19 protein-coding genes are annotated in these 26262 nt (G+C 72.7%); 8 read left to right on the plus strand and 11 right to left on the minus strand.

What is annotated here, in order from left to right; genetic code table 11:
• Window positions 1-100: 100 nt before the first annotated feature.
• Window positions 101-1315, plus strand: a complete 1215-nt coding sequence (locus tag ACZ7PG_RS48900; RefSeq protein ID WP_470246087.1) for a macrolide family glycosyltransferase — start codon at window positions 101-103, stop codon at window positions 1313-1315.
• Window positions 1312-2367 (plus strand): ketoacyl-ACP synthase III family protein, encoded by a 1056-nt coding sequence (locus ACZ7PG_RS48905; RefSeq protein ID WP_470246088.1) that lies wholly within the window; start codon window positions 1312-1314, stop codon window positions 2365-2367. Before ACZ7PG_RS48900 ends, ACZ7PG_RS48905 begins: the two co-directional genes overlap by 4 nt.
• A gap of 616 nt (window positions 2368-2983) precedes the next feature.
• Here ACZ7PG_RS48905 and ACZ7PG_RS48910 read toward each other — a convergent pair.
• The 4 genes from ACZ7PG_RS48910 to ACZ7PG_RS48925 all read right to left on the minus strand — a co-directional run bounded on the left by ACZ7PG_RS48910 (window position 2984) and on the right by ACZ7PG_RS48925 (window position 6860).
• Window positions 2984-3130, minus strand: a complete 147-nt coding sequence (locus tag ACZ7PG_RS48910) for a hypothetical protein (protein ID WP_155545886.1) — start codon at window positions 3128-3130, stop codon at window positions 2984-2986.
• A gap of 236 nt (window positions 3131-3366) precedes the next feature.
• A complete protein-coding gene (locus ACZ7PG_RS48915) occupies window positions 3367-4059 on the minus strand; it encodes a helix-turn-helix transcriptional regulator (protein WP_470246089.1) in 693 nt (230 codons plus the stop codon).
• A gap of 384 nt (window positions 4060-4443) precedes the next feature.
• A complete protein-coding gene (locus ACZ7PG_RS48920; RefSeq protein ID WP_470246488.1) occupies window positions 4444-5550 on the minus strand; it encodes a cytochrome P450 in 1107 nt (368 codons plus the stop codon).
• Between the two features lie 98 nt (window positions 5551-5648).
• Complete coding sequence (locus ACZ7PG_RS48925) at window positions 5649-6860, minus strand: macrolide family glycosyltransferase (protein WP_470246090.1); 1212 nt, start codon at window positions 6858-6860, stop codon at window positions 5649-5651.
• A 108-nt stretch (window positions 6861-6968) separates the two neighbouring features.
• On the opposite strand from ACZ7PG_RS48925, the gene ACZ7PG_RS48930 reads away from it, so the two are divergent.
• Together ACZ7PG_RS48930 and ACZ7PG_RS48935 are read left to right on the plus strand one after the other, a co-directional pair.
• Entirely contained in the window at window positions 6969-7973 is a 1005-nt protein-coding gene (locus tag ACZ7PG_RS48930; RefSeq protein ID WP_470246091.1) for an ATP-binding cassette domain-containing protein, read from the plus strand.
• Window positions 7974-7976: 3 nt separating this feature from the next.
• Window positions 7977-8822 (plus strand): ABC transporter permease, encoded by an 846-nt coding sequence (locus ACZ7PG_RS48935; RefSeq protein ID WP_470246092.1) that lies wholly within the window; start codon window positions 7977-7979, stop codon window positions 8820-8822.
• 90 nt (window positions 8823-8912) lie between these two features.
• Here the strand turns inward: ACZ7PG_RS48935 and ACZ7PG_RS48940 are convergent, their stop codons facing one another.
• Window positions 8913-10139: a macrolide family glycosyltransferase gene (locus ACZ7PG_RS48940; protein WP_470246093.1), complete on the minus strand. Its 1227-nt coding sequence runs from the start codon at window positions 10137-10139 to the stop codon at window positions 8913-8915.
• Between the two features lie 205 nt (window positions 10140-10344).
• On the opposite strand from ACZ7PG_RS48940, the gene ACZ7PG_RS48945 reads away from it, so the two are divergent.
• On the plus strand, window positions 10345-11823 hold the full coding sequence (locus tag ACZ7PG_RS48945) for an ArnT family glycosyltransferase (protein WP_470246094.1): 1479 nt from the start codon (window positions 10345-10347) through the stop codon (window positions 11821-11823).
• Between the two features lies 1 nt (window position 11824).
• Here the strand turns inward: ACZ7PG_RS48945 and rfbB are convergent, their stop codons facing one another.
• From rfbB to ACZ7PG_RS48960, 3 genes are all read right to left on the minus strand, one after another.
• Window positions 11825-12796: a dTDP-glucose 4,6-dehydratase gene (rfbB, locus tag ACZ7PG_RS48950; protein ID WP_470246095.1), complete on the minus strand. Its 972-nt coding sequence runs from the start codon at window positions 12794-12796 to the stop codon at window positions 11825-11827.
• 19 nt (window positions 12797-12815) lie between these two features.
• Window positions 12816-13703, minus strand: coding sequence for a glucose-1-phosphate thymidylyltransferase RfbA (gene rfbA, locus ACZ7PG_RS48955; protein WP_470246096.1), 888 nt, complete (start codon window positions 13701-13703; stop codon window positions 12816-12818).
• A gap of 90 nt (window positions 13704-13793) precedes the next feature.
• The gene (locus tag ACZ7PG_RS48960) at window positions 13794-15086 is read right to left on the minus strand and encodes a sensor histidine kinase (RefSeq protein ID WP_470246097.1); all 1293 of its coding nucleotides are present in this window, start codon (window positions 15084-15086) and stop codon (window positions 13794-13796) included.
• Window positions 15087-15503: 417 nt separating this feature from the next.
• On the opposite strand from ACZ7PG_RS48960, the gene ACZ7PG_RS48965 reads away from it, so the two are divergent.
• The 3 genes from ACZ7PG_RS48965 to ACZ7PG_RS48975 all read left to right on the plus strand — a co-directional run bounded on the left by ACZ7PG_RS48965 (window position 15504) and on the right by ACZ7PG_RS48975 (window position 23746).
• Window positions 15504-18080 carry a helix-turn-helix transcriptional regulator gene (locus ACZ7PG_RS48965; protein ID WP_470246098.1) on the plus strand — a complete coding sequence of 859 codons (2577 nt, stop codon included), beginning with the start codon at window positions 15504-15506 and terminating at the stop codon, window positions 18078-18080.
• A complete protein-coding gene (locus ACZ7PG_RS48970) occupies window positions 18064-20793 on the plus strand; it encodes an AAA family ATPase (protein ID WP_470246099.1) in 2730 nt (909 codons plus the stop codon). The genes ACZ7PG_RS48965 and ACZ7PG_RS48970 overlap by 17 nt, the downstream gene beginning before the upstream one ends.
• 184 nt (window positions 20794-20977) lie before the next feature.
• Window positions 20978-23746, plus strand: coding sequence for an ATP-binding protein (locus ACZ7PG_RS48975; RefSeq protein ID WP_470246100.1), 2769 nt, complete (start codon window positions 20978-20980; stop codon window positions 23744-23746).
• 1 nt (window position 23747) lies between these two features.
• On the opposite strand, the gene ACZ7PG_RS48980 is transcribed toward ACZ7PG_RS48975, so the two are convergent.
• The 3 genes from ACZ7PG_RS48980 to ACZ7PG_RS48990 form a co-directional block, all read right to left on the minus strand.
• Complete coding sequence (locus tag ACZ7PG_RS48980) at window positions 23748-24395, minus strand: response regulator transcription factor (RefSeq protein WP_470246489.1); 648 nt, start codon at window positions 24393-24395, stop codon at window positions 23748-23750.
• Window positions 24396-24481: 86 nt separating this feature from the next.
• Window positions 24482-25375 carry a TIGR03619 family F420-dependent LLM class oxidoreductase gene (locus tag ACZ7PG_RS48985; RefSeq protein ID WP_470246101.1) on the minus strand — a complete coding sequence of 298 codons (894 nt, stop codon included), beginning with the start codon at window positions 25373-25375 and terminating at the stop codon, window positions 24482-24484.
• Window positions 25376-25491: 116 nt separating this feature from the next.
• Window positions 25492-26259 carry an SDR family oxidoreductase gene (locus tag ACZ7PG_RS48990; protein WP_470246102.1) on the minus strand — a complete coding sequence of 256 codons (768 nt, stop codon included), beginning with the start codon at window positions 26257-26259 and terminating at the stop codon, window positions 25492-25494.
• Between the last annotated feature and the right edge of the window lie 3 nt (window positions 26260-26262).

Consider the following 26262-nt stretch of genomic DNA (forward strand, 5'->3'; position numbering starts at 1 on the left):
GTCCCGGCGTAGAAACGTTCAAAGCGCTTTTGGGGGGAAATAGCCAGAACTTGCGTGGTAGCCGGTGCGACACGCGGCGCCGGTGGCCGACGATGCAGCGGTGAGCAGGCATATCGCGGTCTTCAGCTTCCCCGCGTACGCGCACGTCGCGCCGGTCCTCCCGATCGTCGCCGAGCTGGTGCGCCGCGGCCACCGGGTCACCTTCGCCGTGGTCGACGAGTTCGCCGGGAAGGTGGCGGCGACCGGTGCGGAGGTGCTGCCCTACACCTCGACGTTCCCGTGGGCGACCGGGCTGGGCGACACCGCGTCCGACGGGTACGCGCTGCGGGCCATGCTGGCGTTCATGGGCGAGGGCCTCGCGCCGCTCCCGGCCGCGATGAAACGGTTCGCCGACGACCCGCCGGACCTGGTGATCCACGACCTGGCGGCGTCCGAGACCGCGCGGCTGATCGCGGGGAAGTGGTCGGCGCCGGTGGTGCAGTCGGTCCCGGAGTTCGCGTCCAACGAGCACTTCCGCCTGAACGAGGCACAGGCCGAGTCTGACTCGGCCCGGCCGCCGGACCTCACCGACCCCGCGCTTACCGCGTTCGTGGCGGACACCCAGCGGCTGCTCGCCGAGCACGGTCTGTCCGATGTGGACACCGGCGGCGGCGACCCCGGCTACCACCTCGTCTACCTGCCGAAGGCGTTCCAGATCCGCGGCGAGACCTTCGACGACCGCTTCGCGTTCATCGGGCCGTCCTTCGACCGGACGGCGCCGCCGGGGGAGTGGACCCCGCCCGAGGACGGGCTGCCGCTCGTCCTGATCTCGCTGGGTACTTCGCGCAGCCGTGAGCAGGTGGGGTTCTTCCGCAAGTGCGTGCGCGCGTTCACCGGGCAGCCGTGGCACGTCGTGCTGACGCTCGGCCGGTGGGTCGACCCGGCCGAACTCGGACCGTTGCCGGACAACATCGAGGCGCACCCGTTCGTCGCGCACGCGGCGCTGTTGCCGCACACCAAGGTCTTCGTCACGCACGGCGGGCTCGGCAGCACCATGGAGAGCCTCCACTACGGCGTGCCGATGGTGATGACGCCGTCCCAGAGCGACCAGGTGGTGACCGCGGCCCGCGTCGCGGACCTCGACCTCGGCCGCGTGGTGTCCCGCACCGAGGTCACCGAAGCGGAGCTGCTCGAAGCCGTCACCACGACCGCGTCCGACCCGGTGGTCGCCGAGCGCGTCCGGTGGATGAGCGAGCAGGTCGCGCTGGCCGGCGGGGAGACCCGGGCGGCCGACGCCGTCGAATCGTGGCTCGGAGCGAAAGTGGAGGCGAAGTGAAGCTGGCGGAGGTCTACCTCAGCGGGATCGGTGCGTACGTGCCGGCGACCACCGGCGTCGAGGCGGCGATCGAGCAGGGGTGGATGACCGCCGAGGACGCCGAGACGTCCGGGCTGACCGGCGCGGCCTGCGCCGGCGAGACCCCGGCCCCGGACATGGCGCTGTGGGCCGGGCAGGAAGCCGTGGCCCGTGCGGGCGTCGACCCGGAGTCCCTGGACGTGTTGCTGTACGCCGACAACTACCACTCCGGTCCGGACGGCTGGTTCCCGCAGTTCTGGCTGCAGCGGCACCTGGTCGGCGGCGACCTGCTCGCGGCGCAGCTGCGTCAGGGCTGCAACGGCATGTTCGGGGCGCTGGAGCTGGCTTCGACGTACCTGATCGCCCGCGGCGGCGGCACGGCGATGACGGTCGCGTCGGACAACTCGACGTCCCCGCTGGTGAACCGCTGGCGCTGCCTGCGCCCGGACTTCGTCATCGGCGACGGCGCCACGGCGGTCGTGCTGAACACGACGTCCGGCTTCGCGCGCCTGAAATCGGCGAGCTCGATCACGGTGCCCGAGCTGGAGGGCATGCACCGCGGCGACGAGCCGATGTTCCCCCCGGGCGCGACGATCGGCCGGTTCATGGACTTCGCCGAGCGCATCGACTTCTTCGGGTTCGAGAACCGCGACACGATGCTCCACAGTGGCCTCAACCTGCTGAAAACGCGCTCGGAGCTGATCGACCGGGTGCTGTCGGAGGCGGGCATCGGCATCGACGAGGTCAGCCGCATCGCGTACAACCACGGCTCGCGCAAGTACGTCGAGGACGGGTTGCTGGCGATGCTGGGCATCCCGCTGGAGAAGTCGAACTGGGACTTCGGCCGCGGCCTGGGGCACCTGGGGGCGAGCGACCAGGTGGCGTCGCTGGCGAACATGCTCGGGACGGGCCAGCTGCGGCCGGGCGACCACGTGCTGATGGTCGGGATCGCGCCGGGGGTCAGCGTGGCCGGCGCGGTGGTGGAGATCCTGGACGTGCCGGAGTGGGCTGAGCCGGTCGTGCCCAAGGGGTGAGGTGGGGTTCGGAGGTCGCCTTCACCGGACGAGGTCTGGTGGGGGCGGCTTTTTCGTGCTCGGGGCGGGGCGGGGCGGGGCGGGGCGGGGCGAGGCGGGGCTGGGCGGTGCCGGGGCGGGTGCCTCGGGGCGTAGCGGGGCGGGGCTGGGCTGGGCGAGGTGGGGTGGTGCCGGGGCGGCCGCCTCGGGGCGTAGCGGGGCGGGTGCCTGGGGCCGCGGCCGGGTGCGGGTGCTGGGCGTTCGCCTGCTCGCTGCAGTGCGGCTTGCTACCGCCGGAACTCCCCCGAGTGAGCTAGCCCGGGTCGGCCGCGCAACTGCACCGGCAAGCTCTCCGGCAGCGGACGAGCGCGACTGTCCGTGACAGCGGCTGACCTTCGCACCCCTACCGAACCGAACCCCTGCGGACCACACCGGACCACCCCGTGAATCGCCCACAACGCCGTACTCCGGTCACTCCCGGTGCGACCGTACCTGTCACAGGGTAGCCGCTCCGAACTTCAGGTGGAAACTGACCAACAACCCCGTGAACTCACCGCGCAGGGCCCCGGAAACGCGAATCGGGTGGTCCGAGGTCGCCCTCGTCCCACCCGATTCACCCGGTCAGCGGTGCGCCGGCTCAGCCGCCGCTGCCGCCGCCGTACGCGCCGCCCAAAAGGCGGCTGCGGCGCTTGCGGTTCTTTTCGTCGTCAGCCTTGGCGTTGTCCGCCTTCGAGTCCGACGGCTTCTTCTTGGAATCATCTTCCTTTTTTCCGAAAACACCCACTGCCTCGGTCCTTTCTTTGCGCCGACCCATCATCGCAAATCGATCCGTGCCTTCGCAGGATAGCGCAGGGTACTGCCGGGCGCACCCTTCGCGACCCGCATTCAGGGTATTTCCCGGAGGGTTCCCGCCTCGCGGGAAAAGGGCCGGCCGGGTCGCCGGGGCCGGTGTCGATACCGGCGTAAACCGGACATCGAACCCAACCCGGGCGGCCCGGCCGGCCCTGGGGAAAGCGGTGCTCAGCGGATGTACTGCGGGGTCACCTTCGGCGGCCACTGGCCGATGCACAGGATGCCCTGCGAGTACGCCTTCGAGACCAGCGCCGAGCGGTTCGGCGACTTGAACTGCCGCAGCATCGCGCCGACGTGGTACTCGATGCCCTGCCTGCTCAGGTACAGCTTCGAGGCCAGCTGCACGGTCGAAATCCCGGCCGCGACGCCCTCGAGGACCTTCGCGTCGAGCTCGCTGAGCAGCTTGGTCTTCTCGATCGCCGGCCGCGGGGCCTCCGCGGCGCGGTCCGGCTTGATCAGCACGACGATCGTGGTGACCTGGCCCGACTGGCTGCGCACCGCGATGCCGGTCAGGCCGCCCGAGAGCACCGGCTGCGCGGGCCGCACGCCCACCAGACGGGCGCTGAAGCGGTCGCGGCGGCCTTCGTTCAGCCGCGCCAGCTGCTGGAGGGTGAACTGTTTGGCACTCGGGTGCACGAAGTCCACAAAGCTCTGTCCAAAAACGTCGGACGCGGTCCGGCCCAGCTGGCGGAGGAAATCGCCATTGGCCTCGATCACCCGGAGGTCGGGTCCCAGATTCGCGATGCAGACATCGGACAGGTCGAAGGCGGGGACGCTCTGGTTCTGTCTTTCGGCGACGGGCGGCAGACCGTGCGGAACCGCCGCCGGCCGCTCGACCAAGGAATCGACACGCGTGTTCATCGAGTTCGAACCCCCAGATTCGTTCTACGTTTCGTAGGCATTGTCCACGGACAAAAGACGTCTACGACCCCCGAGCTCCCCTCAAGAGGGTCAACGGCACCGGCCCGGATGGGTTATTCACACCACCCCAGCGGAAACCTCGAGCCCTTCCCCAGAAGGATCCTCGAGTCCACCCGGACTGATCCGCTTCGGTCCGTTTCGTTGGAAACAAACCAAACGACGTCTCGTACGCTAGCCAACGGGTTATGGCCCGTCAATGCCGGTCGGGGGGTTGGGGGCTAACACTGGGGTCCGCCCGGCCGGAGGTACGGCACCCGCGGGCGCACCTTCGGTAGTGCGGTATCCGCCCGTTCACTCTGCGCTCGCGAGCGGTTCGCCGGCGGGTCAGCCCGCGGTCGTCGTGACCGGCAGCTGCTGGACGCCGAACACGCCGCCGGCGTGGAACGGCACGTCCGCACCGGGGGTGATCCGCAGGTGCTCGAACCGCTCGAACAGCAGCTCCAGCGCGATCCGCCCCTCGAGCCGCGCCAGCGGCGCGCCCAGGCAGAAGTGGATGCCGTGCCCGAACGCGGCGTGGGTGTTCGGCTTGCGGGTCAGGTCGAACCGCCACGCGTCGGTGAACTCGCGCTCGTCGTAGTTCGCCGACACCACCCAGGCCCAGACGATCGAGTCGGCGGGGATCACCGTGCCGGCCACCTCGACGTCCTCCGTGGTCACCCGGACCACCCGGGGGAACGGCGGCCGCAGCCGCAGCACCTCCTCGAGCAGCGGCTCCACCAGCGCCGGCTCCGCCCGGACCTGCTCGTAGACGCCGGGGGCGTCCTCCAGGCAGAGCAGCACGTTGCCGAGCAGCATGGTGGTGGTGACGTGCCCGGCGAGCAGCAGCAACGCCGTGAAGTTGCCGACCTCCTCGTCGGTCAGCCGCTCGCCGTCGATGGAGGACTCCACGAGCCGGGTCAGCAGGTCGTCCCGGGGCTCGGCGCGCCGGGCGGCGATCTGGGCGTTGAGGTACGCCTCCATCTCCTCGATCGCGATGGCGAGCTTCTCACCGGTGCTGGGGTCGTCGACCTGCAGGGCCATCAGCGCCTCGGCCCAGCCCCGGAACAGCTCCCGGTCGCAGGCGGGCACGCCCAGCAGCTCGGCGATGACGATCACCGGCAGCGGGTAGGCCAGCACGTCGACCAGGTCGAACGCCGTCGCGTCCGGCTCGACCGCGGCCAGCAGCTCCCGGGTCAGCTCGGTGATCCGCGGTGCGAGGTCGGCGACCACCTTGGGGGTGAACGCCTGGCTGACCAGGCGGCGCAGCTTGCGGTGCTCGGGCGGGTCGATGACCAGCAGGGTGCCCGGGGGTGCCTGGTCGCCGGGCGAGGTCAGGCGCGTCGTGTCCGACGAGAACAGCTGCGCGTCGGTGCTGACGCGGCGGACGTCGGCGGAGCGGAACACGTGCCAGGCGCCGGCCTCGTCCTGCCACACGGGCGTGTCCGCCCGCATCTTCTCCAGCCAGGTCAGCAGGGAAGCGCCGCCGTCCGGGGCGATCTCCGGGGCAGCGGTCGGCTCGGTGGTGTCCACTTCGAAATCACTCCCAGGGATCAGGCGGTCAGTCGGGCCTCGACGCGGTCCGCGGCCGCCGCGGCACCTCCGGCGCCGGTGATGTGCTCGCGCATCCGCGCCACGCGCTCGTGCGCGCCGGCGTCCTCGGCGAGGCCGGTGACGGCCTTCAGCAGCGACGCCGCGTCGACGTCGTCCGGAGCCACCCGGACGCCGAGGCCGAGCTCGGCGAGCCGGTCGGCGACGATCTCCTGCTCCAGCGTGCGGGGCACGACCACCGGCGGGACGCCCAGGGCCAGGGACTCCATGGTGCTGCCCATCCCGGCGTGCGAGACGAACCCGCTCGCCCGGCTCAGCACGGCGGGCTGCGGCACCCACGGGTGCAGCTCGAAGTTCGGCGGCACCGGGCCGAGGTCGGCCGGCGAGACCAGGCGCCCGATCGTCATGACGACGTGCCACGGCGACCCGGCGAACGCCTCGAGGCAGGAGGCGAAGAACTCGCGCTGGTGGTGGTAACCGAAGCTGCCCATGGCGATCAGCAGCACCGGTCGGCTGTCCGGCGGGGTCCAGCCGCCCGCGCGGTCGCCGAGGCACGGCCCCACGAAAGCGAACCCGTCGTCGAAGGTGTCGCCGCCGGGCTGGAACTCCCGCGGCAGGAACACGAGTTTGGTGTCCTCACGGGCTTCCGCGAGCTCCGCCGCGGACGTGCCGGGCAGGTGCTCGGCGAGCACGTCCCCGACGACCGCCGCGGCCTTGACGAGCGCGGGGTGGTCCGGGTCGGGCGCGGGGACCTTGCCCGCCATCGAGGCGTAGGGCGAAAACTGCTCGTTCGCGACGAACGTCGAACACGACAGGATGGCCGGGATCGCCCACTTGCGCGCCAGCAGACGTCCGGTGGGGTAACCGAAAGCGTCGTACAGGAAGACGTCCGGCCGGTCGGCTTCGAAGGCGCCGAGCGCGGTCCGCAGCGGCGCGAACCCTTCCAGCGCCTGGGCGAGCCCCGCCTCCGCGACGACGTCACCGGTGATCTTTTCCGGGATCGCCACGGTGTCCCACGACTTCGGCACGTGGGACTCGTACGGCAGCACGGTGGCGCCGGTGGCGCGCACGGCATCGGCGTACTGCTCGGCCACGACGTAGCTCACCCGGTGGCCGCGGCGCACGAGCTCGGCCGCCACGGGCAGCGTCGGGTTGACGTGCCCGTGGGCGGGATAGTTGAGGAAGGCGATGTGGCTTCCCGGCGGGGGAGTCATGCATCGAAAGCTAGTCGCGCGCGGCGGGCAGTCAACCATGTCTAGGCGAACCCCTCGGGTCCCGCGGTGAGCAGGGAAAAGGGCGTTCCTCCTGTGTTAACTGTTGCCATGTCCGATTCGGCGCAGCGGAAGGAAGCGGCCGTGAGCCTGTTCGTCGAGGCCGAGGGGATCACCAAGACCTTCGGCAAGGTCCGCGCGCTGGACGACGTCAGCCTGCAGGTGCCGCGCGGCACCGTGTGCGGGCTGCTGGGCCACAACGGCGCCGGCAAGACCACTTTGGTCAACGTGCTGACGACGCTGGTGACGCCGACGTCGGGCCGCGCGAGCGTCGCCGGGCTGGACGTGCAGCGCGACGCCGTGGCCCTGCGCAGCCGCATCGGGCTCACCGGCCAGTTCGCCTCGGTCGACGAGCAGCTTTCCGGCTTCCGCAACCTGATCCTGATCGCCCGCCTGCTCGGCGCCTCCACCAAGGCGGCCAAGGAACGGGCGGACGAGCTGCTGACGGCGTTCGGCCTGCTCGAAGCGGCCGGGCGCCCGGCGAAGACCTACTCCGGTGGCATGCGGCGGCGCCTCGACCTGGCCGCCAGCCTGGTCGGCCACCCCGACGTGATCTTCCTCGACGAGCCGACGACGGGCCTCGACCCGGCGGCGCGGATCGCCATGTGGGAGATCGTCGAACAGCTCGTGCGCGACGGCTCGACCGTGCTGCTCACCACGCAGATGCTCGACGAAGCCGACCGGCTCGCCGACAAGATCGTCGTGCTGGCACAGGGAAAGGTGATCGCCGCCGGCACCGCGGCCTCGCTCAAGGCGCAGGTCGGCAAGCGCACGGTCACCCTCACGCTGGCCGACCCGGCCGACACCGAGCGCGCCGCGGACGCGGTCCGCCTCGCCGGGATGGCCCCCCGGGAGTCCGGAGTGGACGATCTGGCCGGCCTCGCGCTGACGGTGCCGGTGGAGAAGTCCACCGACCTCGTGCGGGTGGTCCGGGCGCTCGACGACGTCAAGGTCGAGCCGGTCGAGCTGGCGCTGGTCGACCCCCGCCTCGACGACGTGTACCTCGCGCTCTCCGGCGGGCCGGCCGATTCCCCCACCCCCACCGAGAGGCACTGACCCATGAGCGCACCGACGACGCTGTCCACTCCGGACCGGTCCACTGTGGCCGGACCGGGCGGCGGTCCGTGGCGGGGCACCTCGGTGCCGATGCAGATCATCATCCTCACCGGCCGTTCGCTGCGGGCGGTGGTGGCGTCGCGGGCGCTGGTGCTGCTGGGCCTGCTGCAGCCGCTCATCATGCTGATCCTGTTCAGCCAGGTGTTCGCGAGCCTGGCCGGCACCAGCTCGTTCCCGGCCGGGGTGTCCTACATCGACTACCTGATGCCCGCGGTGCTGGTGATGGGCTCGCTGTCGGTGGCGCTGCAGTCGGGTGTCGGCCTGCTCGACGACATGCGCAACGGCGTGGTGGCGCGGTTCCGCACGCTGCCGATCGCGTCGGCGTCGGTGCTGGTCGCGCGCAGCCTCGCCGACGTCGTGCGGCACGCGCTGCAGCTGGCGATCATGCTGGTGCTGGCGGCGACGCTGTTCGGGTTCTCACCCGGCGGCGGCTTCACCGGCGTGCTGCTGGCGTGGCTGATGTGCATCGCGGTGGGCTGGTCGCTCAGCTGGATGTTCATGGCGATCGGCGTCTGGATCTCGAACGTCGAGGTGATGCAGGGCGTCACGTCGATGGTGATGTTCCCGCTGATGTTCGCGTCTTCGGCCTACGTCCCGCTGTCGTCGCTGCCGGCGTGGCTGCGCGCGGTGGCGACGGTGAACCCGCTGACGTACTCGGTGGACGCGTCGCGGAACCTGGCGCTGGGCAACCCGGTGGGCATCGGCGGACTGGCGGCACTCGGTGCGGCCGGCCTGATCGGGATCACCGGCGCGATCGTCGCCACCCGGGGCTTCCGCCGCTCCGCCTGACCCCCTTCTCGAGCCTGCCGCGGCGGGGTCGTGAGTGAGAAACAGTGTTCTAACCCTGTTTCTCACTCACGACCGGCCGCGGCAGACTGCTTACGGGAGCAGGGCTTCGAGGGCGTCGGCGGCTGCGGCCGCTCCGCCGGCCTGCTCGATCTCCTTGGCCATCAGCGCGAGACGGGCGGGCAGCGAGTCGTCGGCCGCCATCGCCTCGACCGCGGCGAAGATCGCCGGGCCGCTCGCCTCGGTGACCGGGATGTGCCGGCCCAGGCCCAGTTCCGCGACGCGGTGGGCGTTGGCCAGGGTCTCGCCGCTGTGGGAGACCGCGACCACCGGGACCTCGTAGCGCAGCGCCTCCAGGACGCTGCCCATCCCCGCCTGGCAGACCAGCGCCGTCGCGTGCTTCAGCACCGACGGGTGCGGCATCCAGTTGTGCGCCTCGACGTTCGGCGGCAGCTCGCCGAGCGCGGCCAGGTCGGCGCCGCGGCCCAGCGTCAGCACCACGTGCCACGGCTCGCCGCGGAAGGCCTCGATGCAGCCGGTGAAGAACCCGAGGTCCTTGCTCATCGACGTGCCCAGCGAGATCAGCACCACCGGCAGGCCGTCGCCGGGCGGGGTCCAGTGGCCTTCGAGCGGACGGCAGTCCGCGGTCGGGCCGACGAACAGGTACCGCGAGCCGAACGTCTCGCTCCCGTAGTGGAACGCCTTGGGGATGTAGACCAGACGCGGCTCGTCGCCGGTCGCGCTCAGGCTGGCCATCGCCAGGTTCGGGTCCAGCCCGTGCCGCGTGAGCAACGCCGAGACGTCGGCGCCGAACTCCTCGCCGAACCGCGCGAGACGCGGGTCCTGGTGGTCGAAATCGGTGGCCGCGGGGTGGTCTTCGGGCGGCTGGGGCGAGCCGGGGATCTCGTCGTCGTCGTTCTCGATGAAGACGGGACAGCTCTCGACGAGCGGGACGTCCCAGGCGCGCGCGAGCACGCGGGCGGCGTTGCCGCTGATGGTGTCGTGGACGATGAGGTCGGGCCGGTCGCCGGAGAGCCGCTCCAGCGCCGGTCCGAGCGCCGCGAAGCCCTCGCGCATCAGGTCGATGATCATCGTCACCGCGTCGTCCGCGCTGTCGACCTTGGTGACCGCCGCGGGGAAGTCCGAGTGGTACGGCAGCACGTCCGCCGGGCTGTCGCGCAGCAGACTCGCGAACTGCTCGGCGACGACGAACGTGACCCGGTGGCCGCGCGCGGCGAGCGCCTCGACCGGGCCCAGCATCGGGTTGATGTGCCCGACGCCCGGAAAGCTGAAGAACATGATGTGCCGGCCCTGGGTCATGGCTGGATTATCGCGAGAAACCGCAGCTCAGAGCCGGTTCGGAAGCGAAGTCTAGGGGAATCTCTACCCTCACTTTCCGTGCTTAAACATCACTTCTGAGTGACTACGAAGGTTGCGGATCCGCGCGGCTCGCGCGACTTTCGTTGCTCGGGTCGATGACTCCCGGCCGTCGAGAACGCAAGGTCCATCCGGGTCTACTTGAGCCATGACCCTTACCAGTGGAACCACCGACAGCCGGCCGGGCCGCACGCGCCCGGCGTTCGCGCGGACCCCGGTTCTCCTGATCGCGGGAGTCGCCGGAGCCCTGCTCCTCATCGCCAGCCGGAACTACGGGTTCTCCTTCGACGAGGCCTACTTCGTGGTGGCCGGCCGCGACCACCCCGCGTGGGGCTACTTCGACCAGCCCCCGCTGGTGCCGTTCCTGGCCGCGGGGTTGGACCACCTGTTCCCCGGCTCGCTGGTCGCCCTGAGGCTGCCCGCCACGCTGGCCGCCGTCGGCGGGATCGTGCTGAGCGCGCTGACCGCCCGCGAGCTGGGCGGCCGCCGGGTCGCCCAGACCGTCGCCGCGGCGGCGTATGCGATGTCCGGCGCCACGCTGATCTGCCACTACCTCGCGACCTACTCGATCGACCCGTTCTTCTGGTCGCTCATCGTCTGGCTGGTCGTGCGGTGGGTCCGGGTGCGCGACGACCGGCTGCTGTTCGTCGCCGGGCTCGTCACCGCCGTGTCGCTGCAGACGAAGTTCCTGGTCCCGGCGCTGTGGGTGGCGCTGGCCGCCGCGTCGCTGGTCTTCGGGCCGCGTGACCTCGTGCGCCGCCCGCTGCTGTGGGCGGGTGCGCTGGTCGCGACGCTGACGACCGTGCCGACGCTGGTCTGGCAAGCCATTCACGGCTGGCCGTACGCCCGGATGTCCGAGGTCGTCGCGGCCGAGTTCCCCGGCACCGGTGAGTTCCTGCTCGAGCTGCTGTCCGGGCCCGGCCTGGTGATCGGCGTCCCGCTCGCGCTGTTCGGCTTCGGGCGTCTGCTGCTCGCCCGTGACCTGCGGCCGTACCGCTTCCTCGGCGTCGCGTTCCTGCTGCTGATCGTGGCGTACCTGCTGACGTCGGGCCGGTCCTACTACGTCTACAGCCTGTACGCGCTGCTGTTCGCGGCCGGCGCGGTCGGCCTGCAGGACGTCAAGTGGCCCACCGCCGCGAAGGCGGCCGGCTGGCTGCTCGTCGCCGTGTCGATCGTCCAGGCGCTCGTCGCGCTGCCGATCTACCCGAAGTCCTGGGCCCAGCGCATTCCCGACGTGCCGCTGGTGCCGTTGACCGCGAAGGTCTTCGTGCAGTCCGACGGTCAGCTCGGCCAGCTCTCCGACGCCGTCGTCAAGGTCTACGCCTCGCTGCCGCCGGAGCAGCGCGCGCGGACGGCGATCATGACCGACAGCTACGCCTTCGCCGCCGACCTCCAGCTCTTCGGCGCCGAACGCGGACTGCCGGACGTCTACAGCGCGCACCGCGGGTACTTCTACTTCGGGCACCCGGACGAGAGCGTCGACAGCGTCCTGTTCGTCGGCGACGCGAGCCCGCTGGTCGCCGGGGCGTTCGACCGGCACCAGGACGTCGTGCCGCAGCTGATGACCGTCTTCAGTGGACGGCACACCGCGTGGGACGCCTTGTGGCCCCAGCTGCGGACGCAGTAGCTCAGCCCTTGAGCGGCTCCCACCAGTCGCGGTTGTTCTTGTACCAGTCGACGGTGTCGCGCAGGCCGGTGTCGACGCCGACCCGCGGCGAGTAGCCGAGCTCGGTGGAGATCTTCGTGATGTCCACCGAGTACCGGCGGTCGTGGCCCTTGCGGTCCTCGACGGGCCGGATCGCGGTGTGGTCCCGGCCGGTGATCTCGAGCAGCCGCTCGGTGAGCTCCCGGTTGGTCAGCTCGGTGCCGCCGCCGATGTTGTAGACCTCGCCCGCGCGGCCCCGCTCGGCGACGAGCTGGATGCCGCGGCAGTGGTCGTCGACGTGGAGCCAGTCGCGGACGTTGAGGCCGTCGCCGTAGAGCGGCACCTGGAGGCCGTCGACCAGGTTGGTGACGAACAGCGGGATGACCTTCTCCGGGTACTGGTACGGCCCGTAGTTGTTGGAGCAGCGCGTGATCGAGGTGTCGAGCCCGTGGGTGATGAAGAAGGCGCGGACCAGCAGGTCGGAGGACGCCTTGGAGGCCGAGTAGGGCGAGTTGGGGGCGATCGGGTGGTCCTCGGGCCAGGAGCCCTCGTCGATGGAGCCGTACACCTCGTCGGTGGAGACGTGCACGAACTTGCCGACCTCGCGCTCCAGCGCGGCCTGCAGCAGCGTCTGCGTGCCGAGGACGTTGGTGCGGACGAACTCCGCCGACCCGGCGATCGAACGGTCCACATGGGACTCGGCGGCGAAGTGCACGACCAGGTCGGTGCCGGTCAGCTCCTTCTCCACGACCTCGGGGTCGCAGATGTCGCCCACGACGACGCGCAGGCGTTCGTCGGCGGCGACCGGCGCCAGGTTCGCGCGGTTGCCCGCGTAGGTGAACTTGTCGAGCACGACCAGCTCGTCGGGCTCGAATCCGGCGTAGTGGCCGGAAAGCACGTTGCGGACGTAGGCCGAGCCGATGAAACCGGCGCCGCCGGTGACCACCATGCGCATGGGAAGGATCCTCCGGGGTTCAGACCGTGGTGAGCGGCCGCGCGCGGCGCGCGAAGTCCATGACGTACTCGCCGTAGCCCGAGCTGCCGATCCGCTCGCCCAGCGCGTAGCACCGGTCGGCGTCGATGAAGCCCATGCGCAGCGCGATCTCTTCGAGGCAGGCGATCTGCACGCCCTGGCGGGCCTCCATCGTCTGCACGTACTGCCCGGCGTCCAGCAGCGACTTGTGCGTGCCGGTGTCGAGCCAGGCGAAGCCGCGGCCGAGGTCGACGCAGCTCGCGCGGCCCCGGTCGAGGTAGACGTTGTTGACGTCGGTGATCTCCAGCTCGCCGCGCGCGGACGGCTTGAGCCCCTTGGCGATCTCGACGACGTCGTTGTCGTAGAAGTACAGCCCGGTGAGCGCCCGGTTCGACTTCGGGTTGGCCGGCTTCTCCTCGATGGAGATCAGGTTGCCGTCGGCGTCGCACTCGCCGATGCCGTGGCGGTGCGGGTCGGAGACCTCGTAGCCGAACAGGACGCAGCCCTTGAGGTCGTGCGTCGCGGCGCGCAGCACGTCCGAGAAACCCTGCCCGTGGAAGATGTTGTCGCCGAGGATGAGGGCGGACGTGTCGTCGCCGACGTGCTCCTCGCCGATGATGAAGGCCTCCGCGAGGCCGTTCGGGTGGGCCTGCTCGGCGTAGCTGAGCCGCAGCCCGAGCTCGGCGCCGTCGCCGAGCAGCCGCTTGAACGCGGGCAGGTCGTGCGGGGTCGAGATGAGCAGGATCTCGGTGATGCCGGCGAGCATCAGGACCGAGAGCGGGTAGTAGATCATCGGCTTGTTGTAGACCGGAACGAGCTGCTTGGAGACGCCCAGCGTGACCGGATGCAGTCGGGAGCCACTGCCGCCGGCCAGGATGATGCCTTTCATGTGGGCCCCACGTTCTTGGTCGGGAAGGATCGCGTCCGGCCCGACCCTAAGCGCGGGACTAGTAGGAGAATCTCCAGTCCTGGCCCGGGTTCAGCGGTGGGCGGCCTGCTGCCGGGTCTCCGTCGTCGGCACGTACGCCGGCAGGTCCGCCGCGATCCGGAACCCGCCGTCCGGGGCCGGCCCCGCCTGCAGGGTCCCGCCGACCAGCTCGACGCGGTGGCGCAGGCTCGACAGCCCCATCCCGGAGCCGCTGCCGGCGAGCACCTCGTCCGGCTGCCGCCGGGGCGGGGTGTTGACGACGCGGATGCCGACACCGTCCGGCCGGTAGCGCAGCTCGACGCGGATTTCGGCGCCCGCCGCGTGCTTGCGGGCGTTGGTCAGTGCTTCCTGCACGATCCGGTGGACCGTGCGCGCGATCGTCGGGGACATCTGCGAGCGCTCGCCCTCGACGTCCAGCTCCACCGGGATCCCGGCCGAGACCGACTCGGCGACCAGCGTGGCGGGGTCGGGCAGCCGCTCCGGCGGGCCCGCCGGGCCGGTCCGGGGACTCGGGCTCGCCAGCCGCTCGGAGATGTCGGCCGACGTCGTGTTCAGCACCCCGACCAGGTCGCGCAGCTCGTCGAGCGCCATCGCGCCGCGCGCGCGGATCTCCTCGGCGGCCTTGCGGACGTCGGGTTCCTTCGAACTGATGCCCAGCGCCCCGGCGTGCAGGACCATCAGGCTGAGCCCGTGGGTGAGGACGTCGTGCATCTCCGAGGCGAGCCGCCGGCGTTCCTCGAACCGGGCCTGCTCGGCCAGCAGGTGTGTCTCGCGTTCCGCCCGTTCGGCGCGGTCGCGCAGCTCCTGCAGCAGCTGCTTGCGCGCGCCCAGGTAGAGGACGACCGCGGCCGGGCCGATCGTGCTGAGCAGGCCGACCGGGGTGATCGTCCAGCTGGGGGCCCACGGCTCGCTGCCGACGATCGCCAGTGCGCCGACGAAGGTGTACGCGACGCGCTGGCTCTGCGTCCGGACCAGGAAGATCACGATGACCGGCGTGATGCGGGGCAGGATCAGCGGGCTCGCCGGGTCCTCCGGGGAGAGCAGGCCGGGGGCGAACGCGTCGGCCAGCACCGTCGCGAAGGTGACCGCCAGCGCGATGCTCGCCACCGTCTTCGGGAAGCGCCGCAGCCCGAGCACCGAGACGTCGACCAGCAGCTGGAGGATCAGGTCGGCGCGGGGGCCGGCCCAGCCGGTGGTGGGGTGGCTGTTGACGCTGATTGCCACGTCGAGCGCGCCGAAGATCACCGCCAGGCTCAGCAGGGTCGCCAGTTCGTGCTTGGGCCCCGCGCGGGTGCCAAGCTGCTCGCGCAGCGTGGCCCGGGTACCTGGAGTGACGTCCGACACGGGCTCCACGGTAGCTCCCGGGTCCCCGTCCCGGACGGGGATCGCCGGTTCCGGGCCGGACTAGCGACGAAAGTTGCCCCCTGGTGGACGGACCGACAACTTTCGTTGGTTCCCCTTCACCCCGTCGGCCCACGGGTAACAACGGGGACCTCAAGTCTTGGTTAAATGTCCAGTTTTGGGCTCTCGGTAATGCTACAAGTATGTCACCCGTCCGGGTGGTGGTCTTCGCTGACAGCATGCGTCGCGCCTGGTACGGTCACTCGTTAGTGGAGGAAGTGGCACAGATCGGGCACCGACGGTGGTTTTCATCCCGGCGGCGGTGTCAATAGCGTTCGAACGGTCAGGTCCTTCGGCGGCTCTGGGGGCTGCGGGAAAGGGCTCGGTTTTGCCGGGTTCGCAGGAAAGGTCGATGGCGGCATGTCGGATCCCACTCCGAATCCGGTCTTCGCCGGGTATTCGGGCGCATTGTCCCGGTGTGCGGCACTCGCGTGGACGGAGTCCGCGCAGGCCGCGCTGGTGGACGGGGTGCCCGACGGCGGCGTCCGCGCCCTGCTGAAGGGCTTCGAAGCGACGGAAACGGGCCGGTCTGCGAATTTTATTCGCCTTTCCGGTGACGCGGTCGGCGAGCCCGCCGAGTTCCACACGCTCACCGAACTGTTCGCGGGTCACGCCGATCCCGGCGGGGTCATTGCGCGCACGCTGGAAATGCCCGCGGAAGACGGTTCCGCGCTGCACCGGAAATTCCGCACACTGCGGTCGTTTCTCCTTTCCGGGATATTGCGGAAAAAGAATGTCGTGATCGTCGTCGAAGACGCTCAATGGTGCGACGAATCGTCGGTGCGGTTCTTCGACTTCCTGCTGCGGTGCGGTCGCGGAGAGCGGTTTCTGCTCGTCCTCTGCCGCCGCCCCGACGAGGCCGGCCCCGGCAGCTGGGCACTGGGGCAGATCGGTGCCCAGGACCGCTGCCACCGCTGGGAAGTCGCCGCGTCGAGCCCGGTCGACGCGCTGGCCGGGTTGTCCGCTCAGGCGCGGACCGTGGCCACCGCCGTCGCCGTCCTCGACGAACAGAATGTGACCAGGGTGGCCGCTTTGTGCGGGCTGCCCGCGCGCCCGGTGCGGATCGCCATCGACGGAATTCGACGAGCGAATCTGTTCGCCGGCAGCGTGCTCGACCGGTCGGTCCGATCCCGCCTGCTCGCGGAAACGCCCGCCGAAGAACTCGCTCACCTGCATTTACGCGCGGCCAGGGTGCTCAACGACGACGCGCGGCCCGCCGCCGAGGTCGCCCCGCACCTCGGCGCGCTGCCGCGGCTCGACGAGCGCTGGATGATCGACCTCGCGCTCGAAGCCGCGACCGCCGCGGAGCACCGCGGCGACCCGGCGACCGCGGTCGCCCACCTGTCCCGCGCGGCCGCCGCCGAGCCGGGCCGGCTCGACGTCAGGCTGGCGCTGGCCGCCGCCCGGCTCGAGCTCGACCCGGAAGCGGCGATGACGGAGCTGCGCACGGCCGCCGGCCAGGCCGGCGACCCGCGGGCGCACTGCGCGATCGCCGTGCTGTTCGCGCTCGCGGCCACCGCCGCGGACGCCGCGGGCCGGCGGCAGGCACCGCTCGGCGGCCTGGTCGACCGGCTGGCCGCGCGGCTCGGCACGAACTCGCCCGCGGTGCCCGTGGCGGCCCTCGCCGCCGCGGCCACGACCCGGGAGGCCGCACGCGGCCTGCTGCGGGACCGGGCCGCGACCGCCCCCCGCGCGGCCGCGGCCCGCCACCCCGGTGCCCGGGACCTCGTCGACCGGGCCGCCGGCCTCGCGCTGGCCGGCCGCGGCAGCGAGGTCGCCGCGGCCTGCGCCCGCGCCGTGGTCCGGCTGCCGGTGGCGGCCGCGTCGAGCGACGACCTGCTCGCCGCCGCGCGGACCCTGCGGCTGGTCGACGACGCGCCGAACGCCTTGCGGGCCCTCGACCAGGCGGTGGCCGAGGCCGCCGTGCGCGGCGACCGGGCCGGGCTCGGCCGGGCGCTGGCCGCCCGCTACCGCGCGCTGCGGGAGAGCGGCGACCGCGAGGGCGCGCTCGCCGACATCCGCGTCGCGGCGCTGGCGACCGCGGGACAGCGCCCGGGCCTCGAGGTCCGCACCGCGCTGGCGACCGCCCTGTGCGACGACGGCGAACCGGCCGCCGCCGAAGCGCTGCTGCGCGCGGCACGCCCGGACGAACTGGCCGCCGCGCCGGCGGAGCACCACCTCTGGCTGCTCGGCCTGGCCAGGATCCGGGTGCAGCGGTCCGATGTGGACGGTGCGCTGGAGCTGCTGTTCGAATCCGGCCGCCGGCAGGACGAGGCCGGCATCGGCAACCCGGTGTTCGCGCCGTGGTGGTACGCCGCGACGCTGCTGCTCGCCCGGCAGGGCCGGCACGCGGAAGCGGCCGCGTACGCCGAACGCGGGCAGGAGCTCGCCGAGAGCTGGCCGACGCCGACCGCCCGCGGCTTGGTGCTGGCCGCGCGCGGCGTCGTCGCGTCGGGAACGCGGGCGGTCGAGCTGCTGGCGGAGGCGGGCCGGGTCCTGGCGACCTCGCCGTGCCGGGTCGAGTACGCGCGGACGGAGTACTTGCTGGGCAAGGCTTTGACGTGCACCGGTGACCGCAAGGCCGCGCGCCAGCACCTGCGCCAGGCCGCGATGCTGTCCGCCTGTTCGGGCTGGTGCTCGATCGGGGCGCTCGCCCGGGAGCTGCTCGAGGAGTCGGGCGGCCGGCTGCGGAAACCGCGGGCCGACGTGCTGACCCAGCGCGAACGCGAAGTGGCCGGGCTGGTCGCCGGCGGGGCGAGCAACCGCGACGTCGCGGGCACCCTGTTCGTCTCGCCGCGGACCGTCGAGCTGCACCTGACCAACGTCTACCGCAAGCTGGCCGTCGACAGCCGGGCCGAACTGGCCGACGCGCTGCGGGCGAGCGCGGGCTCGGCCGCCCCCGGGGCACCGAAGAGGACCCATGGGCTCGCCGGGTAGCGAAGACGGCGCGGTGCGCACCGAGCCGACGCCCGCCGAGGCGGCCGGTGTGCCGCCCCAGCGCGGCGTGCCCGGGCCATCGCTGGCCGAGCGGGACGAGGAGTCCGCGCTGCTGACCGGGCTGGTCCACGACGTGCGCGACGGACGTCCGGCGGTCGTCACGGTCACCGGCGCGCCCGGCACCGGCCGCAGTGCGCTGCTGGCCGCCGTCGCGGCGACCGCCCGGCAGGCGCGGCTGCGCGTCGCCCACGTGCCGTGCTGCCCGTCCGACGGCACCCGGCCCTTCACCGTGCTGCACCAGGTCTTCACCGCGCTCGGGGCCGCGCTGCCCCCGGCGGCGATCGGGGACGGCGCGGGCGCCCGGGTCCTGCGCGGCCTGTGCCGGGACCTGGCCGAGGCGGCCGACGGCCGGCCGTTCGTGCTCGCCGTCGACGACCTGCACTGGGCCGATGCCGCGTCGCGGGCGTGGCTGCATACGCTTTCCGGGCTGCCGGCCGAGGTTCCCGTCCTGCTGGTGGTCAGCCAGGCCAGCGGGCTGGACACGTGGTGTCCCCGCGCGAGCACCGCGCACCGCGTCCGGCTGCGCCCGCTCGGCGACGCCGCGGCGGCCGGCCTGGTGCGCGAGCGGCTGGGCGCGGCGGCCGGCGAGAAGCTGGTCGAGCACGCGGTGCGCGGCAGCGGCGGGAACCCGGCGGTGCTGACCGAAGGCCTGAACCGGCTGCGCATGGAACCGGGTTTCGCGCGGGAGCAGGAAGGGCTGTTCACCGCGATCGCCGGCGAACGCCTGCTGCGCCTGGTCGACGACCTGCCCGCCGAGCTCGCCGCCGTGCTGCGCGCCGTTTCGGTGTGCCAGGACCGTTTCGGCCCGGCGCTGCTGGCCGAGCTGGCCGGGTGCCCGCCGGAGCGGCTGGCCGGGGACCTCGCGCGGCTGCGGGCGCTCGGCCTGCTGGCCGCGGACGGCGGCCTGGCCGGACCGGACGTCGGCCAGCGCGTGCTGGGCGGGATGACCGAGGGCGACCGTGACGCCTTCTTCACCCGGGCGGCGAAGCTGGGCCACGAACACGGCGTCGCGAACGCCGCCGTCGCCGCGATCCTGCGGCGGACCCGCGTGATCGGTGAGCCCTGGGTGGTGGAGGTGCTGCGCGCGGCCGCCCGCTTAGGGCAGGCCGGCGGCCGCGACGGGCAGGCGATCGCGTCGCTCAAGCGAGCCCTGCAGGAACCGCTCGAACCGGCGCGGCGCGCGGCCGTGCTCCTCGACCTCGGCGCCGCGGAGCTGCTGCTCGACCAGGACGCGGGCGACCGTCACCTGGCCCAGGTACTGTCCGAAGTGGATGGTGCGGGCCCCGGCGGGCACCGGCTGCTGGCGGCGGACCTGCTCAACGCGCGGGGCGGCCTGAGCGCGCGCACCCTCGCCGCCGCCTTCCGCCGCCCCGACGTCTCGGCGGCCGAGCGCGACACTTTGCTGGGCCTGTACTGGCTGGCCGACGGCGACCCGCAGGACCGGTCGACGGTCGGCGGCTACGGCATGCCACCGCTGCCCGAACGGCCGTCGGACCCGGCGCAGGCGGCCGTGGCCGCGGTGCTGCTCGCCCGGCGCGGGCTGAAGCCGGCCCGGGTGCGCGGGCTCGCGCGCGCCGCGCTGGCGCAGCCGATGGCGGAGGTGAGCTCGCTGACCGTGCGCGCCGCGGCGGTCCGCGCACTGGTCCTCACCGGCGACCTCGCCGAAGCCGGGCCCCACGGCGACGACGTGCTCGCCCAGGCACGGCGTCGCCGCTCCCGGACGCTGGTCGCCCGCGCGCTCGCCGAGCGAGCCGAACGGCACCTCGCGACGGGGGCCCTCGACGAGGCGGCGGCCGACCTGGCCGACGCGCACGAGCTGGTGCCGCCCCGGCACTGGCACTCGACGTTGCGCGCCCGGGTCGTCGCGACCGAGGCGCGAGTGCACCTCGAAGCCGGCCGCGCCGACCTCGCCCGGCAGGCGCTCGACCGCGACGCGATCGAGCCGGGACCCGGGCTCGGCAGCGCGTTCCTGTTGTACGCCCAGGGAGCGGTACTGCTCGGCGAAGGCCGGCCGGGCCCGGCGCTCGCCCCGCTGCGCGAGTGCGGCCGCCGGCTTTCCGCACGGGGCTGGGAAAACCCGGAAGTCCTGCCGTGGCGATCGGCCGCGGCCCAGTGCCTGGTGGCCGGCGGCGAGCGGGAAGCCGCCCGTCTGCTGCTCGCCGAGGAGCTGGCGGCCGCGACGGCGTGGGGCACGCGGGCCGCGGTCGGCAGCGCCCACCTGGCCGCGGCGCTCACCCTCGGCCCGGCGGACCCGGACCGGGCGGGACACCTGGGGCAGGCGGCCGGGCTGTTGCGCGGCAGCGGCAGCGACCTGCGCCACGCGACGGCCCTGGTAGAGCTGGCGGCGACGGGGGCGGCCGAGCACCTCGAGGAGGCGAGCACCCTGGCGGCGCGCTACCGCTGGCGTCACATCCTCGACCGGCTGCGGGAGCTGACCGGCGGCCCGGCGGCGGACGGTGGCGGGCTTTCCGAGGCCCAGCGCAGGGTGGCGAAGCTCGCGGCGGCGGGCACGTCCAACGCGGGGATCGCGGTGGAGCTGGCGGTGACCCGCCGGACGGTCGAGCTCCACTTGACGAACGTGTACCGCAAGCTGGGCATCGACGGCCGCCGCCAGCTGGCCGAGGCACTCGCCGGTGCCGGCGAGGAGGGGTAGCCGTGGCGTCGGCGGAGTGCGGGAGGGGTGCGGCTGGGGGCCGGGTGCGGTGGTGCGGGCCGCACCTGACCGAGGTTGCGGCAGGAATCTCCGGCGCCGGGATCGCGGTGACCCGGCAGACGGTTGGGCGCCACCCGACCAACGGCAAGCGGCAGCCAACCACCGCCGGCGGGGAGGGCTGACCGTGCCTCTGCCGGAACGTGAGGCCGAACTGCAACGGCTGCGAGACGCCATCGCCGCCGCCCGGGTAGGTGATGGCTCGGTCACCGTCGTCACCGGGCAGCTCGGTGTCGGGAAGTCCGCTCTGCTCAAGGAACTCCTCCGCTCGGCCGAAGCCGACCCCGACGGGCCACGGGTGCTCACCGCCGCCGCCAGCCGCACTGAACAAGACTTCGACTTCGGCATCGCCTGCCAAATTCTCGAACCGCTCGTCGCCGAAGCGGACGCCTCGGACGCCGATCGGTGGTTCGCCGGGGCTGCCGGGGGTGCGCGGTGGCTGTTCCCCGGGGCTCCGGGCTGGCCCGGGTGGGAACCCGGTGACCACAACGATGTGCTGACCGTGCACGGGCTGCTCGGCCTGCTCGCCGCGATCAGCGCCGACCGGCCGCTCGTCGTGCTGGTCGATGACCTGCACGTCGCCGACCGGCAGTCGCTCACCTGGCTGCGGCACTGCGCTCGGCGGATCCACGAGCTGCGCTGCGCGCTCGTCGTCGCCGTGCGGGAAGGGGACCCCGGGGCCGACCGGCCCGCGATCCGTGAGCTGTGGGAGCTGGCGAAGACCCGGATCCGGCCGGCGAACCTGTCCGAGGACGGCGTGGCGGCCGTGCTGCGCGCGGTGTCCGACGGCCGGGCCGGTGACCCGCGCGCCGTCGCCGCCTGTCACGCGGCCAGTGCCGGAAATCCCTTGTACCTCACCGAAGTCGTGCGTGGCGGCCGGCCGCACCGGGGGCCGTCGGTGCTGCGGGAACGGCTTTCCGCTCAGCTCGCCGTGCTGCCTCCGCAGGTCGGCGACTGCGCCCGGGCGATCGCGGTGCTCGGTGAGCACGCCCAGCCGTGGCTGGTCGAACACCTCACCGGCGCCGACTCGGTCGCCGTCGCGGAAGCCGTGCGGGCGCTGGACCGGCTGGGGGTGCTCGCCCCGGCGTGCCCGCCGCGGTTCGCCGCGCCCGTGCTGCGGACCGCGATCGAAGCGTCGATGACCGCGCAGGAGGACCTGCGGCTGCGGGTGCGCGCGGCGACCGTGTTCCACGAGGCCGGGTTCGCCGCGGAGACGGTCGCCGTCCAGCTGCTCGAGGTGCCCGCACCGTCGCCGTCGCCGTGGATGCCGGAGGAACTGCGCACGGCCGCCGACGCCGCGACCAAGCGCGGGGAGCCCGAGACGGCGGCGCGGTACCTGCGCCGCGCGCTGCTCGACCTGCCGCCCGACGGCCCGGAGCGCGGCTGGCGGCTGGTGGACCTCGCCCTCACCGAAGCCGCGTTCGACATCTCCGCCGCGATCCGGCACCTCACGCAGGCGATCGGGCTGCTGCCCACCCCGCGCGAACGGGCCGAAGCGGTCACCCTGCTGCCGCTCTCGGCGTTCCTCCGCCCGGAAGCCGCCGTCCTCGTCGCCGGGGTCGCCCAAGAAGACGCCGGTGCGCAGTCCGGACTCCGCCTGGAGGCGCGGATCCGGCTCACCCGCTGCGAAGACCCCGCGCAGCTCGCCGTCGCGGTCGACCGCCTGCGCGAGCTGGGCCCGGAGCCGTCGCTCGCCACCCTCGCCGAACGCGAGCTGCTCGCGGTCCTGCTCCACGCGGCCACGCTGAGCGCCGGGCTGCCCGCGGCGACCGTGGCCGAGCTGACCGACCGGCTGCTGCGCTGCGCCCCCGCGTCGTCCGCGGAGTTCGCGGGCACCGCGCCGCTGCTGATCATCTCCGCGCTCACCGCGGGTGCGCTCGACACGACGTCGTCGTGGCTGGAGAGCGCGGCGGGCGAACCGGTCCGCGGTCGGCCGGCGCGCCCGGCCTCGCTGATCGCCACGCGCGGGGCGGTGCTGGCCCAGACCGGGCAGCTCACGCGCGCCCGGTCGAGCGCCTGGGAGGCGTACGAGCTGATCGGCGGGAACCTGGGGGAAGCCCCCGAGTCGCTGGTGATGGCGCTCGTCGCGATCGCGGTGGTCACCCGGGACGAGCGGCTCGCCGCGACGCTGGTCGAGCACTACGACGAGCACGCGCTCGCGCGGACCGGCCTGCACGTCCGGGCCGCGCTGCTGATGCTGCGCGGGGCCGCCACGGCGGTCGAAGACCCCCGGGGCGCGCTGGCGAAGTTCCTCGACTGCGGCGCGGCCCTGCACCGGGCGGGCTGGCGGAACCCGGCGCTCTTCCCGTGGCGGACGTGGAGCGCGTGGCTGCAGCGGCGGCTCGGCGACCCCGTCTCGGCCGGCGAGCTGATCGACGACGAGGTCCGCTGGGCCCGCCACTGGGGCGCGCCGGCGCCGATCGGCCGCGCGCTGCGGATCAAGGCGTCGCTGTCCTCGGGTGCCGAGGCCGACCGCATGGTGGCGGAGTCGATCGTGACGTCCCGGGCGTCGGGGGACCGGCTGGAGCTGGTCCGCGCCCTGCTAGCGGAGGGCGCGCTGCTGCGCGGCACCGGAAAGGCGGAGGCCGACGACCGGTTCCGCGAGGCTTACCGGCTCGCGGAGGGTTGCGGCGCGCCGTGGCTCACCTGCCGCACGGCCGAGGAGACGACCGCGGCCGCCGGGCCGTCGGCGGCGCTCAGCGAGGCGGAGGGCCGGGTGGTCGCGTTCGCCCTCGACGGGCTGACCAACGGCGAGATCGCGGCGGAGATCAACGTGACCCGCCGCGCGGTCGAGAAGCACCTGACGAACTGCTACCGGAAGCTCGGCATCTCGGGTCGCGCGGAACTCGCCGAAGTCTTCGGCGCGTGGGGTTTCGGGGCGCGCAGCAGCGCCTGAGTCAGCCCGCGAGACCCGCTTCGTGGGCCAGCAGACCCGCCTGGGTGCGGTTGGCGCAGCCCAGCTTGGTCAGCATCCGCGAGACGTAGCTCTTCACCGTCGCCTCGGACAGGTGCAGCTTGGCCGCGATGGCGGCGTTCGACATGCCCTCGCCGAGGCAGACCAGCATGTCGAGCTCGCGGTCGGTGAGGTCGGACGTGCGTTCCCGGGCCTCCTGCGAACGCTCGTGCTCGCCGGCCGACGCGGTGACCATCCGGCGCGCGGCCTCCTTCGACAGCACCGTGTGCCCGTCGGCGGCGACGCGCACCAGCCCGATCAGGTCCTCCGGGGGCGTCGACTTGAGCAGGAAGCCCGATGCCCCGGCCCGCAGCGCCTTGAGGACGTAGCTGTCGGTGTCGAACGTCGTGAGCGCCACGACCGACGGCGGGTTGGGGAGCTTGACGATGCGCTCGATCGCGGTCAGCCCGTCGACGCCGGGCATCCGCAGGTCCATCAGCATGACGTCCGGCCGGAAGCGGCCCGCGGCCTCGACGGCCTCGGCGCCGTCCTGCGCCTGCCCGACGATCTCGATGTCGCCGGCGGAGGTCAGCACCGTACGCAGGTGCGCGAGCACCATCGGCTCGTCGTCGACGATCACCAGGCGGATCACGCTGTCGTCTTTCCCTTGGGTGCGCACACCCCGCAGTATCGCACTGTCCGGGCCACCTCCGCCCGGACAGTGCGACGCGGTGTCGATCAGTCCCGGGCGACCAGGTCCAGCAGCTTGCCGGTGAGGTCGAGGTGCTCGTCCACGCTGCTCGTCAGGTAGCTGATGTCGACGAAGGTGTGGTCCGGTTCGAAGACCTCGACGATCTTCTTCACCGACTCGGCGATGAGCTCCGGTTCCGTGCCCGGCGCGGCGTTCACGCGCAGCGCCGTGCCGATGGCCTCCGGGTCCCGCCCGGCCTTTTCGGCGTCGGCGCGGATCTTGGCCAGGGTCGAGATCAGCACGTCCGCGGGGAACTGCTCGGGGACCGACCAGACGGGCAGCCAGCCGTCGGCCCGCTCGGCGACCCGGCGCAGCGACTTCTCGCCGAACCCGGCCAGGTGCACCGGCGGCTTGCGCACCGGCTTGAGGTCGACGTGCGACTCGGCGATGGCATAGCCGACGCCGTCGTGCGAGACCAGGTCGCGGGTCCACCAGGTCTCGAGCAGGTCGAGCAGGTCGTCCAGCCGCTTCCCGCGTTCGTTCATCGGGATGCCGACGGCGGTGTACTCGTCGGGCGACCAGCCGATGCCCAGGCCGGGCAGCAGCCGCCCGTTGCTGGCGACGTCGATGCTGGTGAGCAGCCGCGCGAAGTTCGCGGGCTGGTACTGGGTGGCGTTGATGGTGCTGGAGCCGAGGATCGCCGTCTCGGTCACGGCGGCGGCGACGGCCAGCGCGGTGAACGGGTCCTGGGCGGTGTGGAACTCCTCGGGCATGGTGTCGTAACCCGGGTAGGCGACGACGGGAGCGACCGGCGACAGCAGCCGGTCACCGACCCAGAGACCGGCTGCCCCGGCCTGTTCGGCCTCGCGCGCGTACCGGGCGATCCCGCCCGGTGTGGCCGCTGCCTTGCCGAAGACCGGCAGGCTGAACCCCAACTGCATGAACTCTCCCCTGAAGAACGAATGGATCTTCCTGATGCCAGTAGTACTCCCGTTTAGTTGCTCGTTCAAGTAGGTCCGGACTTCAGGCGAGCGCCGGAGCGGCCGCGTGACTCGGGCTACCAGTCGATCTTCGCGAAGAGGAACGGCTCGTTCTCCGGAGCTTCCTTGCGTGCCCGCAAGGCTTTCTCGGCGGGCGCCCCGACCGGCACGCGCAGCGGAGGCGCGGCCTGCTCGATCGTCGTGGCCACCGTGACGGCCACTTCTTCGGGCGTCACCACCTCGCCGCGCAGGGCGGAAAGCTGGTCGTACAGCGGGGTGTACGGGTCGTCGTCGCCGAAGAAGACCTTGGCGCGCTCGCCGCCGCCCGAAGAAACCGCGCCGGGCTGGACGATGCTGACGTCGACGCCGAAGTGGCCCGTCTCGATGGCGAGCGTCTCGGCGATCGCCTCCAGGGCCCACTTGCTGGCGGCGTACGGGCCGATGATCGGCAGCACGAGCCGCCCTTGGATGCTCGACACGAAGACGAGGTGGCCCGATCCGCGTTCGCGCATCGCGGGGAGCACGGCTTGCGCCACTCGCAGCGCGCCGACCGTGTTGAGCCGGAAGAGCCGTTCGACCTCGTCGAGCGGCACGGTTTCCAGCGGCGCGCGGACGGTCTCGCCGGCGTTGCTGATCAGGACGTCGACCTCGCCGGCGTCCCGGACGGCGCGGTCGACGCTGTCCTGGTCGGTGACGTCGAGGCGCAGCCGCCGCTCGATGGGCAGGTCGGCCAGCGCTTCGGGGTTCCGCGCGGTGGCGATCACCCGGTGGCCGCGGCGGGACAGCTCGAGCGCGATCGCGCGGCCGATGCCCTTGGACGCGCCGGTGATGAGTACGGACGACATGGT

The organism is Amycolatopsis sp. NPDC114504 (genome assembly GCF_055633595.1).